The organism is Streptomyces sp. CNP082 (assembly GCF_059570535.1).
In genome coordinates this window covers 97,134-113,537 of sequence record NZ_JCANSZ010000012.1, presented here as the reverse complement: position 1 = coordinate 113,537, position 16,404 = coordinate 97,134, and the positions used below count along the sequence as shown (strand labels likewise).

Here is a 16,404-nt window from a genome sequence, read left to right as displayed (position 1 = left end):
GCCGGTCAGTCCTTGATCTCGCAGATCACGCCGCCGGAGGAGACCGTCGCGCCGATCTCCGCCGCGAGGTCCTTGACCGTGCCGGCGCGGTGGGCGTTGATGGGCTGCTCCATCTTCATCGCCTCCAGCACGATCACCAGGTCGCCCTCCGCGACCTGCTGGCCCTCCTCGACCGCCACCTTCACGATCGTGCCCTGCATGGGCGAGGCCAGCGCGTCGCCCGAGACCGCCGAGCCGGACTTCTTCGCCGCCCGCCGCTTCGGCTTCGCCCGCCCGGTCGCCGCCGAGGCGACCGCGCCCAGCGAGGACGGGAGCGAGACCTCCAGGCGCTTGCCGCCGACCTCGACGACCAGCGTCTCGCGGCTCTCCTCCTCCGCCTCGGCGTCCGCGCCGCCGGCGAACGGCGCGATGCCGCCCGCGAACTCCGTCTCGATCCACCGGGTGTGCACGCTGAACGGCTCCACCGCGGAAGCCGGGGCGAACGCCGGATCCCGCACCACCGCGCGGTGGAACGGCAGCGCCGTCGCCATCCCGGAGACCGTGAACTCGTCCAGCGCGCGGGCCGCCCGCTGGAGCGCCTGCTGCCGGGTGGCGCCCGTGACGATCAGCTTGGCCAGCAGCGAGTCCCATGCCGGGCCGATCACGCTGCCCGACTCCACGCCCGCGTCCAGCCGCACGCCGGGCCCGGCCGGCGGCTCGAAGGCCGTCACCGTGCCGGGCGCCGGCAGGAAGTTGCGCCCCGGGTCCTCGCCGTTGATGCGGAACTCGATGGAGTGCCCGCGCACCGGCGGGTCGTCATACCCCAGTTCCTCGCCGTCGGCGATGCGGAACATCTCCCGCACCAGGTCGATGCCCGTGACCTCCTCGGTCACCGGGTGCTCCACCTGGAGGCGGGTGTTGACCTCAAGGAAGGAGATCGTGCCGTCCTGGCCGACGAGGAACTCGCAGGTGCCCGCGCCCTCGTAGCGCGCCTCCTTCAGGATGGCCTTCGACGCACGGTACAGCTCGGCGTTCTGCTTCGGGGACAGGAACGGCGCCGGCGCCTCCTCCACCAGCTTCTGGTGGCGGCGCTGCAGCGAGCAGTCCCGGGTGGAGACCACGACCACGTTCCCGTGCTTGTCCGCGAGGCACTGCGTCTCCACGTGCCGCGGCCGGTCGAGATAGCGCTCGACGAAGCACTCGCCGCGGCCGAACGCGGCGATGGCCTCGCGCACCGCCGACTCGTACAGCTCGGGGACCTCTTCGAGGGTACGGGCGACCTTCAGCCCGCGACCGCCGCCGCCGAAGGCGGCCTTGATGGCGATCGGCAGCCCGTGCTCCTCCGCGAACGCCGTGACCTCCTCGACGCCCGCGACCGGGTCCTTCGTGCCGGCGACCAGCGGTGCGCCGGCGCGCTGGGCGATGTGCCTGGCGGACACCTTGTCGCCGAGGTCGCGGATCGCCTGCGGCGGCGGGCCGATCCACGTCAGGCCCGCGTCGCGGACGGCCTGGGCGAAGTCGGCGTTCTCCGACAGGAATCCGTACCCGGGGTGGACGGCGTCCGCGCCCGAGTCCTGGGCGGCCTGCAGCACCTTGGCGATGTCGAGGTAGCTGGTGGCCGGGGTGTCACCACCGAGCGCGAACGCCTCGTCGGCCACGCGGACGTGGAGGGCGTCCCGGTCGGGCGCGGCGTAGACGGCCACGCTCGCGATGCCCGCGTCCCGGCAGGCGCGGGCGACCCGGACGGCGATTTCGCCGCGGTTGGCGATGAGCACCTTGCGCACGTTGGCTCCCTTCTCGGAACACCGAGATTTTAGGTAATGGCGACACCTCTGCGCTGCGGGCTCACGGAGGTGAGCTTTCCCACACAGAGGGTGATCCGCGCCGCCGCACGCGGGCGCGTAGCCCTGAGTTCCCAAGGTACGCCGCATTCTGGGCCGTGCGCGCGAAACCGGTATGTGGCCAAGGTCTCGCGCCCACGGAGCAGATGGACGGTGCATCTTTTTGTGGGAACCATACGAAGCCGAGACCGAATCTTTTCGGGTCGCCCGTCCGGCTACACCCAGAGATCGGTGATCTGCACGTCCAGCTCCGCGAGCAGCCGGCGCAGCAGCGGCAGCGAGATCCCCACGACGTTGCCGTGGTCGCCGTCGATGCCGTCGATGAACGCCGACGAGCGGCCGTCGATGGTGAACGCCCCGGCCACGTAGAGCGGTTCGCCGGTCGCGACGTACGCGGCGATCTCGGCGTCGCTCGGCTCGCCGAACCGCACCACCGTCGAGGCGGTCGCGCCCGCCCGCCGGCCCGAGGCCGTGTCGATCACGCAGTGGCCCGTCTGCAGCACCCCGGAGCGGCCCCGCATCGCCTTCCACCGCGCCGTGGCGTCCTCGGCGTCCTCGGGCTTGCCCAGCGGCCTGCCGTCCAACTCCAGCACCGAGTCGCAGCCCACGACCAGCGCCCCCGCCGCCTCGGGCCGCGCGGCGACGGCGCCGGCCTTCGCCTCGGCGAGCACGAGGACCAGCTCCGCCGGGGTGGCGGCGGTCACAGCGTCCTCGTCGACGCCGCTGACGAGCACCTCGGGCGCGAGCCCCGCCTGCCGGAGCAGGGCGAGCCGGGCGGGGGACTGCGACGCGAGCACGAGCGTGCGGGCGGGGTGGCGGGTCATGGGCGCCATCGTAAGCGGCGGCGGTGACACCCGTGAGCCTCACATCGGCAGCGTGCCGGGTCCCGCCGCCCCCAGGGCCAGCGACACCACCGCCGCCAGCGCAAGCAGCCAACCGGCGCGGCGCAGCCGCCGTTCCGCCGCACGCAACTCCGCGTCGGGCTCGTCTGGAGGGTCGGACCAGAGCATCCTCCGATGGTCCAGGACCGGCGCCCCCGCGCGCCTGAGTACGGGTACTCACTTACCGGCGGCGCGCGGGCGCGTACCCCCTTCTGGAACGGTCGGTGACGACGGCTGTCACGATGGCTGTCACGACGGCCAGTACGTCGTACGCCACGCCTTCGGCCCCGGCTGCGGCGTCCGCCGGGCCAGCACCCGCCGGGCCGGGTCCGCCCACTCGCCGGCGGGCCCGCCCCGCGCCCCCGCCGCGGACGAGGCCGCCCGCGCCTGGACCACCGCGAGCGCCGCCGCCAGCTCCTCTGCCGTCGGGTTGCCCCGGACGACCTTGATCTCGTCGGACATCGGCCCTCCTGGCTTTCTACAGCGGGATGTTCCCGTGCTTCTTCGGCGGCAGCGTCTCCCGCTTGGTGCGCAGCACCCGCAGGCCCTTCGCCACCTGCCGCCGCGTCTCCGACGGCATGATCACGGCGTCTACATACCCGCGTTCGGCCGCCGCATACGGGTTCAGCAGCGCGTCTTCGTACTCCTGGATCAGCTCCGCGCGCCGGCTCTCCCGCTCCTGCCCGTCCTCGATGGCGGCGAGCGTGCGGCGGTAGAGGATGTTGACCGCGCCCTGCGCGCCCATGACGGCGATCTGCGCGGTGGGCCAGGCCAGGTTCAGGTCGGCGCCGAGGTGCTTGGAGCCCATGACGTCGTACGCGCCGCCGAACGCCTTGCGCGTGATCACCGTGATCAGCGGCACGGTGGCCTCGGCGTAGGCGTAGATCAGCTTGGCGCCGCGGCGGATGATCCCGTCGTACTCCTGGTCCGTGCCCGGCAGGAAGCCGGGGACGTCGACGAAGGTGAGCACCGGGACGTTGAACGCGTCGCAGGTGCGCACGAAGCGGGCGGCCTTCTCGCTGGCCTTGATGTCCAGGCAGCCGGCGAACTGCATCGGCTGGTTGGCGACGATGCCGACCGGATGCCCCTCGACGCGGCCGAAGCCGGTGACCATGTTCGGCGCGTACAGCGCCTGGGTCTCCAGGAACTCGCGGTCGTCCAGCACGTGTTCGATGGCGGTGTGCATGTCGTACGGCTGGCTCGCCGAGTCCGGGATGAGGGTGTCCAGCTCGCGGTCCTCGTCGGTGACCGACAGCTCGCCCTCCTCGGGGAAGGCGGGCGGGTCGCTGAGGTTGTTGGACGGCAGGTACGACAGCAGCGCCTTGACGTACTCGAACGCGTCCTTCTCGTCGCCCGCCATGTGGTGCGCGACGCCCGAGGTGGTGTTGTGCGTACGGGCGCCGCCCAGCTCCTCGAAGCCGACGTCCTCGCCGGTGACGGTCTTGATGACGTCGGGGCCCGTGATGAACATGTGCGAGATGCCGTCCACCATGACCGTGAAGTCCGTGATGGCCGGGGAGTACACCGCGCCGCCCGCGCACGGGCCGACGATGACGCTGATCTGCGGGATGACGCCGGAGCCGTGGACGTTGCGGCGGAAGATCTCCGCGAACAGCCCGAGCGCGACGACGCCCTCCTGGATGCGCGCGCCGCCGCCGTCGTTGATGCCGATGATGGGGCAGCCGGTCTTCATGGCGAAGTCCATCGCCTTGACGATCTTCTCGCCGTAGACCTCGCCGAGGGAGCCGCCGAAGACCGTGAAGTCCTGTGAATAGACCACGACGGGGCGGCCGTCGACCGTCCCGTAGCCGGTGACCACACCGTCGCCGTACGGGCGGTTGGCCTCGATGCCGAAGTTCGTCGAGCGGTGCCGGGCGAACTCGTCCAGCTCCGTGAACGACCCGTCGTCCAGCAGCAGCTCGACCCGTTCGCGCGCGGTCAGCTTGCCCTTCGCGTGCTGCTTCTCCACCGCGCGCGCCGACCCGGCGTGCGTGGCCTCCTCGATCCGCCGGCTGAGGTCGGCGAGGCGGCCGGCGGTCGTGTGGCTGTCCGCCGTCTCGGCGGGGGGCTCGGGCGCCTTGGCCATCGCGGTGCAGCTCCTGCTCGTCGGGGGCACCCCCGGGCGGGGACCCGGGGGAGGGCGGGACTTACCGCTACGTAGGCTATCGGCGCGCGGCGGCCCTACGGGTGCGGCGTTGGCCACACCCGCGGCGTGGCGTCCGCTGGTCGGCCGGACTGCCGGACTGCCGGACTGCCGGTCTGCCGGTCCTCCGGTCCCCCGGGACCCGGGGTGCCACCGGCACCGGGCTCCCGGCGCCGGCCGGGCGCGGGGGCGGCGGCGGGGCGGATGCCTGGCCGTAGGGTGGCGGTATGAGTGCAGATCGGGGAAGCCGCTGGTCCGACCTCGACCGTCCGCCGCTGAACGCCGACGCGCTGCGCCGGGCGCTCGTACGGCCCGGAGGGCTGTGGACGTCGCTCGACGTCGTCGAGGCCACCGGCTCCACGAACGCCGACCTCGCCGTGCGCGCCCGCGAGGGCGCCCCCGAGGGGGCGGTGCTCATCGCGGAGGAGCAGACGGCGGGGCGGGGCCGGCTGGACCGCCCGTGGTCGGCACCGCCCAGATCCGGGCTCTTCTTCTCCGTCCTGCTGCGCCCCGAGGGCGTACCCGTCAGCCGGTGGGGCTGGCTGCCGCTGCTCGCGGGCGTCGCCGTCGCGACCGCGCTGCCGCGGGCCGCGGGCGTGGACACGGCGCTGAAGTGGCCGAACGACGTGCTGGTGACCGTCGGCGGCGAGGAGCGCAAGGCGGGCGGCATCCTCGTGGAGCGCCCCGACGCCGAGAGCGAGTCAGTGGTCCTGGGCATCGGCATCAACGTCACCCTGCGCGCCGGTGAACTGCCCGTCCCCCAGGCCGGCTCGCTGGCGCTGGCCGGCGCGAAGGTCACCGACCGGGACCCGCTGCTGCGCGCGGTGCTGCGGTCGCTGGAGCGGTGGTACGGAAGCTGGCGTGCCGCCGGCGGCGACCCGGCCGGCGCCCGGCTGCAGGAGACGTACGCGGCGGGCTGCGCGACACTCGGCCGGCAGGTCCGCGCGGAGCTGCCGGGCGGGACGTCGGTGACGGGGGAGGCCGTCGCGGTGGACGGCGACGGCCGGCTGGTGCTGGCCACGGCGGCGGGGCTGGCGGAGCCGGTGAGCGCGGGGGACGTGGTGCACCTGCGGCCCGCGGCCGAGGCGGAGTGAGCTGGGCCACACTTCCCGTATCGTTGAGACCGCAAGAGCGGTGGCCGGAACGGACGGGGGGAGGGGGCAGCCGGTGAGTGAGGTTGCGGGCTCCTCTGGTGCGGAGGAGCGGAGGGACCCGGCGGGTCCGGACGGCTCGGCGGGCGCGGCGGATGCGGCGGGCGTCGGGGGTGCAGAAGCCCCGGAGGGGCTGGGGAGACCGGAGAGTCCGGAAAGTCCGGAGCGATCGGAGAATCCGGAGGGGGCGGAAGGTCCGGAAGGGCCGGAGGGTGAAGAAGACCCGATCGCGCTCCGTATCGAGCAGCTCATCCTGGGCTCCGACCGCCGCTACACCCCCTTCCAGGCCGCGCGCGCGGCGGGCGTGCCGATGGAGCTGGCGGCCCGCTTCTGGCGCGCGATGGGCTTCGCCGACATCGGCCAGGCCAAGGCGCTCACCGAGGCCGACGTCCTCGCTCTGCGGCGGCTCGCGGGCCTGGTGGAGGCCGGGCTGCTGAGCGAGAGCATGGCGGTGCAGGTGGCGCGCTCCACCGGGCAGACCACGGCCCGGCTCGCGGACTGGCAGATCGACTCGTTCCTCGAAGGGCTCACCGAGCCGCAGGAGGGCATGTCCCGTACGGAGATCGCCTACCCGCTGGTCGAGCTGCTGCTGCCGGAGCTGGAGGAGTTCCTCGTCTACGTCTGGCGCCGTCAGCTCGCCGCGGCCACCGGCCGGGTCGTCCAGGCGCAGGACGACGACGAGATGGTCGACCGCCGCCTCGCGGTGGGCTTCGCCGACCTGGTGGGCTTCACCCGGCTGACCCGGCGTCTTGAGGAGGAGGAGCTGGGCGAGCTGGTCGAGGCGTTCGAGACGACCGCCGCCGACCTGGTCGTCGCCCACGGCGGCCGGCTCATCAAGACCCTGGGCGACGAGGTGCTGTTCTCCGCGGACGACGCGGGCACGGCGGCGGAGATCGGGGTGCGGCTGATCGAGACCCTGGCCCACGACGAGACGATGCCGGAGCTGCGGGTGGGCATCGCGTTCGGCACGGTCACCACGCGGATGGGCGACGTGTTCGGCACGACGGTGAACCTGGCGTCGCGGCTGACGTCGATCGCGCCGAAGGACACGGTGCTGGTGCACGGCGACTTCGCCGCCGAGCTGATACGGGACGGCGACGCCCCCGAGTCCGAGGCGGCGGCCACCGCGGCGGAGAAGGCGGCGGCGGAGGGCGGCACGGGGGAGGTGCCGTCGTACCGCTTCACGCTGCAGCCGATGTGGCAGCGGCCGGTGCGGGGGCTGGGCGTGGTGGAGCCCTGGCTGCTGAGCCGCCGGGGCTGACGGCGGGGCTGACGGCGGGGGTGACGGCGGGCAGGGGCGGTCGTGTGTGCGCCGTTGGGCGAAAGTCGGCCCCTGCGGGTGATTTGTCCCGGTTTTGCGGGTGGGTTACCCCGGCTTTGTCACCGCGAAGTGCGTATGGGCTGACGGGCGGGCTTTCGCGGCGGCGGTGGCCGGGGCGGCGGGGTGGCTCGGGCTGCCGGCGCTGTTCGTGGTCGTCTTCGCCGTGGGGGCGCTGTCGGTGTTCTTCGATGTCGCCTACCAGGCGTCTCTCGTACGGCTGGTGGAGCGCGGCCAGTTGGTGCAGGGCAACAGCGCGCTGGAGGGCAGCCGGTCAGCGGCGCAGATCGGCGGCCCGGCGCTGGGCGGTGCGCTGGTGTCGCTGCTGTCGGCGGCGGTGGCGGTCGGGGCGGGCGCGGTGTGCTTCGCGCTCTCGTTCCTGTCGATCCGCCGAATACGCAGGAGGGAACGGCTCCCGGAGCGGCCGGAGCACCTGGAGCGCCCGGAGCGGCCGGAGCGCCCCGAGCGCCCGGCGCGGGTCTGGCGGCGCATCCACGAGGGCCTGCGCTTCGTGGCGGCAAACGCCGTGCTGCGGACCGTGTGCCTGGCGTCGGCCGCGTTCCAGCTCTCGCTGGCGGCGGTGATGACCGTCTACCTGCTGTACCTGCCGCGGGAGTTGGGCCTGTCGGGCACGGTCGTGGGGCTCGTCCTCGCGGCGCCGGGGCCGGGCGCGCTGGCGGGGGCGCTGCTGGCCTCCCGGCTGCCGCGGCGGTACGGCTACGGGGCGGTACTGGTGTCGGCGGCGGCGGTGGCCGACGGGGTGTTCCTGTGCGTACCGGCGCTGAGCGGGTCGTCCGCGGCGACGGTGGGCGTGCTGGTCGCGATCGGCTTCGTGTTCGGCGCGGCCGGGCAGTTGGTGAACGTCACGGTCATGGCGGTCCGGCAGGCGGCCACCCCGGCGGGGATGCAGGGCCGGGCGGCGGCGACGATCACGTTCACGGGAATGGGCCTGACGCCGGTGGGCTCGCTGCTGGGCGGCTGGCTGGCGCAGGGGTGGGGCCTGCGGACGAGCCTGGTGGTGACGGCGGCGGGGATGCTGGTGTCGCCGGCGGTGATGGCGGTGTCGCCGCTGGCGCGGCTGGGGCGGGAGCTGCCGGCCGCCTGAGTCTGCTCGGTCCCGCCGCGAGGTTGGGTGGGAACGTGCACACGACCGGGCGAAACTCGATCCCTGTGGGCGATTTGAGCCGGTTTCGCGGGCGGGTTGCCCCGGTTCGTCACGGCAAAGCGCACCCGGAACGCCCACCCGCCGACCGGCGCCGACGCCGGCACCGCGGGTAGCACCCGCACCCGGTCGCGCCACGTGACCGCGGCCCCCGCCACGTGGCGGGGGCCGGTCTCCCGGGGCAGGGGCTCGGGGAACCCGTTACGCTGCGACGAGCGTGGCCGGGCGGTCAGTCGGTACGGAACTCGCCGGTCTTCACGCCCGCCACGAAGGACGAGAACGCGTCGGCGGTGAAGTCCAGGACCGGGCCGCTCGGGTCTTTGGAGTCGCGGACGGGGACGATGCCGCGGGTAGCGGCGACGTTGGCGGCGACCTCGATGCAGGCTCCGCCGTTGTCGCTGTAGGAGGACTTGTGCCAGCGGGGGGAGGGGGATTCAGTCGTCACGGGGTGCCCTTTCGGAGCTGGTCGATCACGGCTGCGGACTCCGCTTGGGAAGGCGCTTCGGCCTGCAACTGATGGCAGGCCGTCAGCAAGGGCACGACGCAGGAGTTGTCCCGCACGAGATGCCCCTGCTGGGCGGACTCGGCGTACGCCACCAACCCGCGGTCCGGCATCGTCAGGATGTAGACCGGCAGATTGAACGGCCGGCGCGCCCCCATGGTGAACGGGGCGACCTGGAGCATGGTGTTCGGCAGCTCCGCGAACCCCACCAGCCGGGCCAACTGGGCGTTCCAGACGGCCGGTTCGCCGATCGGGCGGCGCAGGCAGCTCTCGTCCAGCACGACGACGACCAGCGGCGGGCGCTTCCGGAGCAGCGACTCCTGCCGCTGTGCCACGAGACTCACGCGCTCGTGTGCCTGCTCGGGGCTTCGCTACAGAGAGGAGTGGTCATGTCTGATGCGCGGACGGCGGCCGAGGTGACCGGCGACGCCGAGATGGCGCTGGACGAGCTGCGCCACGCCCCCGCCCTACCGCCTGCTCCCCGTCTGCCTTCCCCTGAACGCCCGCCGGCTCCGCCCCCGCGGCGGGTGGTCCGCCAGGCGCGTCACCTCCCGGTCCCGCCCCGCCACCACCGGCCCCTGCGACCCCGCCGCCTTCGCCGCGTACTGCGCCGCGTCCGCCAGCCGCAGCAGCCGGCGGCCCGACAGCACCGGGCCGATCGGGTCCCCCGTGGACGCCACCCCGCACGCGACCCCCTGGCCCGGGTCCAGGTCCGCCGCCCGCGCGCACAGCTCCGTCGCCGTGCGGACCACGTCGTCCGCCGGCGGGCCGGCCGACAGCAGGCAGAACTCGTCGCCGCCCAGCCGGGCGGCCAAGGTGTCCGGCAGCCCCGCTCCGTGCAGCGACAGCAGCGTGCCGAATCGTTCCAGCAGGCGGTCGCCGACCGCGTGGCCGAGCGAGTCGTTGACCTCCTTGAGGCCGTTGACGTCGCAGACGACCAGGCTGACCACGGTGCCCTCCGCCCGGTGCTGCTCCACCGCCTCGTCCAGCCGCAGATCCAGCGCCCGGCGGTTGGCCAGCCCCGTCAGCGGGTCCGTGAACGCCAGCCGCCGCGCCTCCTCCAGCCGCTCCGACTGCGCGAGCCCCGCCGCGACCACCGCGCTCACCGCCGCCGCGACGGCCGTGTCGTACGCCGTGAAGGCCGCGGCGCCGCGCGGGCGGGCGACATACAGCTCACCCCAGGCCCGCCCGTGCATCAGCAGCGGCACCACCAGGCAACTGCCCCGCCCCCGCCGCCGCAGCGCCTCCCCCCGCCGCCCCGGGGAGTCCGCCGTCGCCGTCCAGGGGCCGCCGTGGGTGGCCAGGTCGGGGAAGTCGTGCAGGGGGTACGACTCGTCCGGCGGGAACTCCTCCTCGCCGGGGGCCCGCTCGCCGTCGTTGACGAGCACCCGCAGCCGCCCGCGCTCCCGCTCCCAGACGGACACCGCCGCGAACGACCCGTCGAGCGCGCGCCTGGCGCCCGCCGCTGCCGCGCGCACGGTGTCGCGCGGCGTGACGGCGTCCGCCAGCGCCCGCGCCAGCTCGACCACGGTGCGCAGCGGTTCGTCCGGGAGCCGGCCGTTGCCCGTCACGGCTCCAGAGTAGGCAATCGATCCCCATTTGCAGGATTTAGGCCCATTGGCCACTATGGACAGGACGGTCTCCCGGGCCCCTTACGCCCCCCGGTCACGCCCCCGGCCACTTTGGCTTCCGCTTCTCGTTGAACGCGGCCACACCCTCCTTCCGGTCCGCCGACAGCGCCGTCCGGTGCCACGCCGCGTCCTCGATCTCCAGCCCCGCCCGCAGCTCCTGCCCGAAGCCCAGCCGCAGCGCCCGCTTCGCGGCCCGTACCCCCACCGGCGAGTTGCCCGCAATCCGCCGCGCCAGCTCCAGCGCCGTCGTACGGGCCTCGCCCGCCGGTACCAGCCGGTCGACCAGGCCCAGCGCATGGGCCTCCGCCGCCTCCACCCGGCGCGCGGTGAAGATCAGCTCCGCCGCGCGGGCGGAGCCCACCCGGCGCGGCAGCAACTGCGTCCCGCCGCCGCCCGGCACGACCCCCACCGACACCTCCGGCAGCCCGACCACGGCCGTCTCGTCGGCGACGATGAAGTCGCAGGACAGCGCCAGCTCGTACCCACCGCCGAGGGCGAAGCCGTGCACCGCCGCGATGGCCGGCACCGGCAGCTCCAGCACCCCCGTGTACGCGCCGCGCGACACGGGGCGGTGGCGGTGCATGTCGGCGTCGGTGAAGCCGTTGCGCTCCTTGAGGTCCGCGCCGACGCAGAACGCCCGCTCGTGGCTGGAGGTGAGGACCACGGCCCGTACGGAGGCGTCCGCGGCCAGGCGCGCGGTGGTCTCGGTGAGCGCGCGGGCCAGCTCGGTGGAGACGGCGTTCATGGCCTCCGGCCGGTCCAGGACCAGCTCGGCGACGTGTTCGTGTGTGCGGACGGCGATGCCCTCGCCCATGTTCCGGCCTCCGGCGGCTCGTGACGTTAACGCTCGCTAACGTAGTGCGTGGCGCGGCGCCGCGCCAGGGCTGACCAACTGTGTTTTCTGATCGGTTGGACGTGCTGGATGGGGCCTGTGGGGTGTCCGTGCGGCGCCCGTGCAGCGCCCGTGACAGCTTGGGATTCACTTCGTAAGGTTTCTGAATATGGATATGCACCCCCGTCCCGCGCCCGTCGTCCTGGAGCCCGCCGGCACCAGCGCGGACGACGTCCTCGCCGTCGCCCGCCGCGGCGCCCCCGTCGAGCTGTCCGCCCGCGCCCTCGACGCGCTCGCCGCCGCCCGCCGCGTCGTGGACGACCTCGCCGCCAAGCCCGACCCCGTGTACGGCGTCTCCACCGGCTTCGGCGCGCTCGCCGTCCGGCACATCGCCCCCGACCTGCGCGTGCAGCTCCAGCGCAACATCGTCCGCTCGCACGCGGCCGGCATGGGCCCGCGGGTGGAGCGCGAGGTCGTACGGGCGCTGATGTTCCTGCGCCTGAAGACGCTGGCCTCCGGCCACACCGGCGTACGGCCCGAGGTCGCGCAGGCGATGGCCGGGATGCTCAACGCCGGCATCACCCCGGTCGTGCACGAGTACGGCTCCCTCGGCTGCTCCGGCGACCTCGCCCCGCTCTCGCACTGCGCGCTGGCGCTCATGGGCGAGGGCGACGCCGAAGGGCCCGACGGCGTCGTGCACCCCGCCGCCGGCCTGCTCGCGACGCACGGCCTCGCGCCCGTCACGCTGCGCGAGAAGGAGGGCCTCGCGCTGCTCAACGGCACCGACGGGATGCTCGGCATGCTGCTCATGGCCTGCGCCGACCTCGGCGCGCTGCTCACCGCCGCCGACGTCACCGCCGCGCTGACGCTGGAGGCCCTGCTCGGCACCGACCGGGTGCTCGCGCCCGGGCTGCACGCCGTACGCCCCCACCCCGGCCAGGCCGCCAGCGCCGCCAACATGCGCAAGGTGCTTGAGGGCTCCGGCCTCACCGGCCACCACCAGAGCGGCCACGACGGCGTGCCCGCCGCGCCCCGGGTGCAGGACGCGTACTCCGTACGCTGCGCGCCGCAGGTCGCCGGCGCCGGCCGGGACACGCTCGCCCACGCCCGTACGGTCGCGGACCGCGAGCTGGCCGCCGCCGTCGACAACCCGGTGGTGATCGGGGACCGTATCGAGTCCAACGGCAACTTCCACGGCGCCCCCGTCGCGTACGTCCTGGACTTCCTCGCCGTTGCCGCCGCCGACCTCGGCTCCATCGCCGAGCGCCGCACCGACCGGCTGCTGGACAAGAACCGCAGTCACGGCCTGCCCGCCTTCCTGGCCGGCGACCCGGGCGTGGACTCGGGCCTCATGATCGCCCAGTACACCCAGGCCGCGCTGGTCAGCGAGTTGAAGCGGCTGGCCGTGCCGGCGTCGGCCGACTCCATCCCGTCCTCGGCGATGCAGGAGGACCACGTCTCGATGGGCTGGTCCGCGGCCCGCAAGCTGCGCACCGCGGTCGACCACCTGACGAAGGTGCTGGCCATCGAGATGTACGCGGCCACCCGCGCCGTCGAGTTGCGCGCCGGACTCACGCCGGCCCCCGCCACCCGGGCCGTGCTGCGCGCCGTGCGCGACGCGGGCGTCGCGGGTCCTGGCGAGGACCGTTTCCTGTCGCCGGATCTGGCCGCCGCGGAGGGGTTCCTACGCTCCGGCCGGCTCGTTGCGGCAGTGGAATCCGTCACAGGGCCCCTGTCGTGATTCGTCGCGATCTGATCGACTCCGCGCTGACCTGCGCCGATCCGTCTCGTCCCGGCCGGGCGTGAGGGGGTGCGCCCGGCCGCGGGTCTGGAGTGTCCGTGGCGTGTGCCACAGTGGGTGGCAGTCTGGAACGGACCGGTGGGGACAGGGCGTCCTCCTCCGTGAGACGGGGCATTCGTGCCCTTCGCGGTGAAGGGGAGTTACGACGTGAGGGTGTACGGCAAGGGGCGGCGCGGGGTGGCGCTGGCCGCGCTGGCGATGAGTGCCGTGCTGGGGCTGACCGCGTGCGGCGGCGACAGCGAAGCGGACGACTCCGGGGACAAGAAGGAGTCCTCCTCGGAGCAGACGAAGAACGTGCCGGACGCCCGAATAGCCATAGCGCCCAAGGACGGTACGGAGAACGTCGGCATCAACTCCGACACGAAGGTCACGGTCAAGGAGGGCAAGCTCACCGAGGTCGTGCTGACCGCGGCGGGCAGCACCGACCCGGTCGCCGGGACCATCGCGGACGACGGCCTGTCCTGGCAGCCGGACGCGGCGCTGGAGCGCGGCACGGAGTACCGGATCACGGCCAAGGCCGAGGACGCCGACGGCCAGGTGTCCACGTCCAACGCGAACTTCTCCACGGTCTCCACCGAGAACAGCGTGATCGGCTACTTCACCCCGGAGGACGGCACCGAGGTCGGCGTCGGCATGCCGGTGTCGCTCAACTTCGACAAGCCGGTAGAGGACAAGGCGGCCGTCCAGTCCAAGATCGAGGTCGAGTCGAGCAGCGGCCAGGAGGTCGTCGGCCACTGGTTCAACGACACCCGGCTCGACTTCCGCCCCGAGGAGTACTGGGAGGCGGGCTCCACCGTCACGATGGACATGAACCTCGACGGCGTCGAGGCGTCCCCCGGGGTCTACGGCGTGCAGGACCGCGAGATGAGCTTCACCGTGGGCCGCTCGCAGGTCACCACCGTGGACGTCAAGGCCATGACGATGACGGTCGTGCGCGACGGCAAGGAACTCAAGACCATCCCCATCTCCGCGGGTTCGCCCGAGAACCCCACGTACAACGGCGAGATGGTGATCTCCGAGAAGCACAAGGAGACCCGGATGGACGGCTCGACGGTCGGCTTCACCGACGACAAGGGCAAGAGCGAGTACGACATCCCGGACGTGCCGCACGCCATGCGGCTGTCCACCTCCGGCACGTTCATCCACGGCAACTACTGGGGCGGCCAGAGCGTCTTCGGCGCCGCCAACACCAGCCACGGCTGCGTCGGCCTCTTCGACAAGCAGGGCGCGGACGACCCGGGGACGGACGGCGCCTGGTTCTACGACCAGTCGCTCATCGGTGACGTCGTGATCGTCAAGAACTCGCCCGACGAGACCATCGCCCCGGACAACGGCCTCAACGGCTGGAACATGGACTGGGCCACCTGGCAGCAGGGCAGCGCGCTCTGACCCGGGCGCCAGCCGCCGCGAACACCCGGGCGCACGGGGCTGATGCCCCGTGCGCCCCGGCGTGCGGACGCGCGCGGCGGGCGTGAGCGCCGCTCGCCGCCGGCCGCCGCGCAGCCGGGCGCCGTAGCGGCGTCACGTGGCCGTCGCAGGGCCGGGACCTGGACCGTACGGCGTACGTACGGCGGGGCCCGGCCCTTTCTCATGGCACTCTCACGGTGGCCTCAGCCTTTCCCCAACCTCGCGCCATAACTTCGCCGCATGTTCCTCACCTACCTGCGGCGCGAGTTGCGCCGGCGCAGAAAGGCCGCACTGGTCGTCGCCCTCGGCCTCGCGCTCGGCATCGGCCTCGTCATCACCGTCTCGTCCGTGGCCACCGGCATGCGTGATGCCCAGGACGAGGTCCTGCACTCCCTCTACGGCGTGGGCACCGACCTCACCGTCAGCAAGGAGGCGGACGAGAGCGGCCCCGGCCCGCAGAGCTTCCGCATCGGGCCGGGCGAGGACGGCGAGGACGCCACCAAGTCCGACGACCGGCTGATGCCGCTCGGCGGCTTCCAGCACCTCGACGACTCCGTCGTCGGCGAGGTCGCGGCCCAGGACGGCGTCGAGGCGGCGGTGGGCGCGCTGGCGCTCGAAGACGTCGAGTTCAAGGGCGACTTCCAGCAGGGGAGGATCGAGGGCGGCGGCCCCGTCGACCAGGCAGTTCCCGAACAGGGCGGCGGCGGGGGCGGCGGGGGCGGCCCGCGGATCGAGGGCGGCGGCGCCGACATCGACGTCGACTCCTTCAGCGTCACCGGCCTCGACGTCTCCCGGCAGGACGTCGGCCCGCTGTCGTCGTCGAGGATCAGCGACGGCGAGACCTTCGGCGCGGACGACACCGACGCACTCAAGGCCGTCGTCGACAGCGCGTACGCCAAGGACGAGGGTCTCAAGGTGGGCGACGACGTCACCATCAAGGGCGAGAAGTTCGAGGTCGTCGGCATCGCCACCGCCGACACCGGCGCCGCCACCGCGAACGTCTATATCCCGCTGAAGCAGGCCCAGAAGCTGTCCGACGCCGACCTGGCGGGCAAGGTCTCCACCATCTACGTCAAGGCCGACAGCTCCGAGGACATCCCCGCGGTCAAGGACGCCATCGACGAGAACGTGGCCGGCGCCAGCGTCACCTCCGCCTCCGACCTCGCCGAACAGGTCTCCGGCAACCTCTCCACCGCCTCCGACCTCGCCACCGGCATCGGCAAGTGGCTCTCCGTCGTCGTGCTGGTCGCCGCCTTCCTGCTCGCCGGGCTGCTCACCATGTCGGCCGTGGGCCGGCGGGTGCGGGAGTTCGGCACGCTCAAGGCGCTCGGCTGGCGCAGCGGGCGCGTCGTCCGGCAGGTGATAGGCGAGGCGTTCGTCAACGGGATCCTCGGCGGCGTGCTCGGCATCGCGCTCGGGGTCGCCGGCGCGTACGTCGTCACGGCCGTCGCCCCGACGCTCGACGCCTCGGTAGGCCCCAACGCCGAGGCGCCCGAGGGCGCCGTGCTGCGCGGGCCGCAGAAGATGCTGGACGCCGCCACCTCCAGCGTGGAGGTCGGGCTGCAGGCGCCCGTGACGCTGCCAGTGATCGCGCTGGCCGTCGCGCTCGCGGTCGCGGGCGGGCTGATCGCCGGCCTCTTCGGCGGCTGGCGGGCGGCGCGGCTGCGGCCGGCGGACGCGCTGCGGCGCGTCGAATAGCCCCTTCCTCCTCGCCCGTTCCTCCTAGCCCCTCCGACCACCTCACCTGCGGCACCCG

14 protein-coding genes and 1 pseudogene are annotated in these 16,404 nt (G+C 73.5%); 6 read left to right on the top strand and 9 right to left on the bottom strand.

The window, feature by feature from the left end; translation table 11 throughout:
* Window positions 1–5: 5 nt before the first annotated feature.
* The 5 genes from B124_RS13280 to B124_RS13260 all read right to left on the bottom strand — a co-directional run bounded on the left by B124_RS13280 (window position 6) and on the right by B124_RS13260 (window position 4,787).
* Window positions 6–1,763 (bottom strand): acetyl/propionyl/methylcrotonyl-CoA carboxylase subunit alpha, encoded by a 1,758-nt coding sequence (locus tag B124_RS13280; RefSeq protein WP_496502991.1) that lies wholly within the window; start codon window positions 1,761–1,763, stop codon window positions 6–8.
* Window positions 1,764–2,035: 272 nt separating this feature from the next.
* Window positions 2,036–2,644, bottom strand: a complete 609-nt coding sequence (locus tag B124_RS13275; protein WP_496502990.1) for a Maf family protein — start codon at window positions 2,642–2,644, stop codon at window positions 2,036–2,038.
* A 39-nt stretch (window positions 2,645–2,683) separates the two neighbouring features.
* Window positions 2,684–2,830, bottom strand: coding sequence for a morphogenic membrane protein MmpB (gene mmpB, locus B124_RS13270; RefSeq protein ID WP_496502989.1), 147 nt, complete (start codon window positions 2,828–2,830; stop codon window positions 2,684–2,686).
* A gap of 120 nt (window positions 2,831–2,950) precedes the next feature.
* Window positions 2,951–3,163, bottom strand: a complete 213-nt coding sequence (locus B124_RS13265; RefSeq protein ID WP_496502988.1) for an acyl-CoA carboxylase epsilon subunit — start codon at window positions 3,161–3,163, stop codon at window positions 2,951–2,953.
* A gap of 16 nt (window positions 3,164–3,179) precedes the next feature.
* A complete protein-coding gene (locus tag B124_RS13260) occupies window positions 3,180–4,787 on the bottom strand; it encodes an acyl-CoA carboxylase subunit beta (RefSeq protein ID WP_496502987.1) in 1,608 nt (535 codons plus the stop codon).
* Window positions 4,788–5,071: 284 nt separating this feature from the next.
* On the opposite strand from B124_RS13260, the gene B124_RS13255 reads away from it, so the two are divergent.
* The 3 genes from B124_RS13255 (at window position 5,072) to B124_RS13245 (ending at window position 8,418) form a co-directional block, all read left to right on the top strand.
* Window positions 5,072–5,938, top strand: coding sequence for a biotin--[acetyl-CoA-carboxylase] ligase (locus tag B124_RS13255; protein ID WP_496502986.1), 867 nt, complete (start codon window positions 5,072–5,074; stop codon window positions 5,936–5,938).
* Window positions 5,939–6,011: 73 nt separating this feature from the next.
* On the top strand, window positions 6,012–7,256 hold the full coding sequence (locus B124_RS13250) for an adenylate/guanylate cyclase domain-containing protein (RefSeq protein WP_496502985.1): 1,245 nt from the start codon (window positions 6,012–6,014) through the stop codon (window positions 7,254–7,256).
* A 166-nt stretch (window positions 7,257–7,422) separates the two neighbouring features.
* Complete coding sequence (locus tag B124_RS13245) at window positions 7,423–8,418, top strand: MFS transporter (protein WP_496502984.1); 996 nt, start codon at window positions 7,423–7,425, stop codon at window positions 8,416–8,418.
* Window positions 8,419–8,704: 286 nt separating this feature from the next.
* On the opposite strand, the gene B124_RS13240 is transcribed toward B124_RS13245, so the two are convergent.
* From B124_RS13240 to B124_RS13225, 4 genes and pseudogenes are all read right to left on the bottom strand, one after another.
* Window positions 8,705–8,920 carry a DUF397 domain-containing protein gene (locus tag B124_RS13240; RefSeq protein ID WP_496502983.1) on the bottom strand — a complete coding sequence of 72 codons (216 nt, stop codon included), beginning with the start codon at window positions 8,918–8,920 and terminating at the stop codon, window positions 8,705–8,707.
* Window positions 8,917–9,339: pseudogene (locus B124_RS13235) on the bottom strand (DUF5753 domain-containing protein); the annotation flags it as partial. The gene B124_RS13240 and the pseudogene B124_RS13235, both read right to left, overlap by 4 nt.
* A gap of 105 nt (window positions 9,340–9,444) precedes the next feature.
* Window positions 9,445–10,548, bottom strand: a complete 1,104-nt coding sequence (locus B124_RS13230) for a GGDEF domain-containing protein (RefSeq protein ID WP_496502982.1) — start codon at window positions 10,546–10,548, stop codon at window positions 9,445–9,447.
* A gap of 94 nt (window positions 10,549–10,642) precedes the next feature.
* Complete coding sequence (locus tag B124_RS13225; protein ID WP_496502981.1) at window positions 10,643–11,422, bottom strand: enoyl-CoA hydratase/isomerase family protein; 780 nt, start codon at window positions 11,420–11,422, stop codon at window positions 10,643–10,645.
* A gap of 187 nt (window positions 11,423–11,609) precedes the next feature.
* Here B124_RS13225 and hutH point away from each other — a divergent pair, with 187 nt between their 5' ends.
* The 3 genes from hutH (at window position 11,610) to B124_RS13210 (ending at window position 16,346) form a co-directional block, all read left to right on the top strand.
* Window positions 11,610–13,181, top strand: a complete 1,572-nt coding sequence (gene hutH / locus B124_RS13220) for a histidine ammonia-lyase (RefSeq protein WP_496502980.1) — start codon at window positions 11,610–11,612, stop codon at window positions 13,179–13,181.
* Window positions 13,182–13,358: 177 nt separating this feature from the next.
* Window positions 13,359–14,630 carry a L,D-transpeptidase gene (locus B124_RS13215; RefSeq protein ID WP_496502979.1) on the top strand — a complete coding sequence of 424 codons (1,272 nt, stop codon included), beginning with the start codon at window positions 13,359–13,361 and terminating at the stop codon, window positions 14,628–14,630.
* A gap of 258 nt (window positions 14,631–14,888) precedes the next feature.
* Window positions 14,889–16,346, top strand: a complete 1,458-nt coding sequence (locus B124_RS13210) for an ABC transporter permease (RefSeq protein ID WP_496502978.1) — start codon at window positions 14,889–14,891, stop codon at window positions 16,344–16,346.
* The last annotated feature ends 58 nt before the right edge of the window (window positions 16,347–16,404 follow it).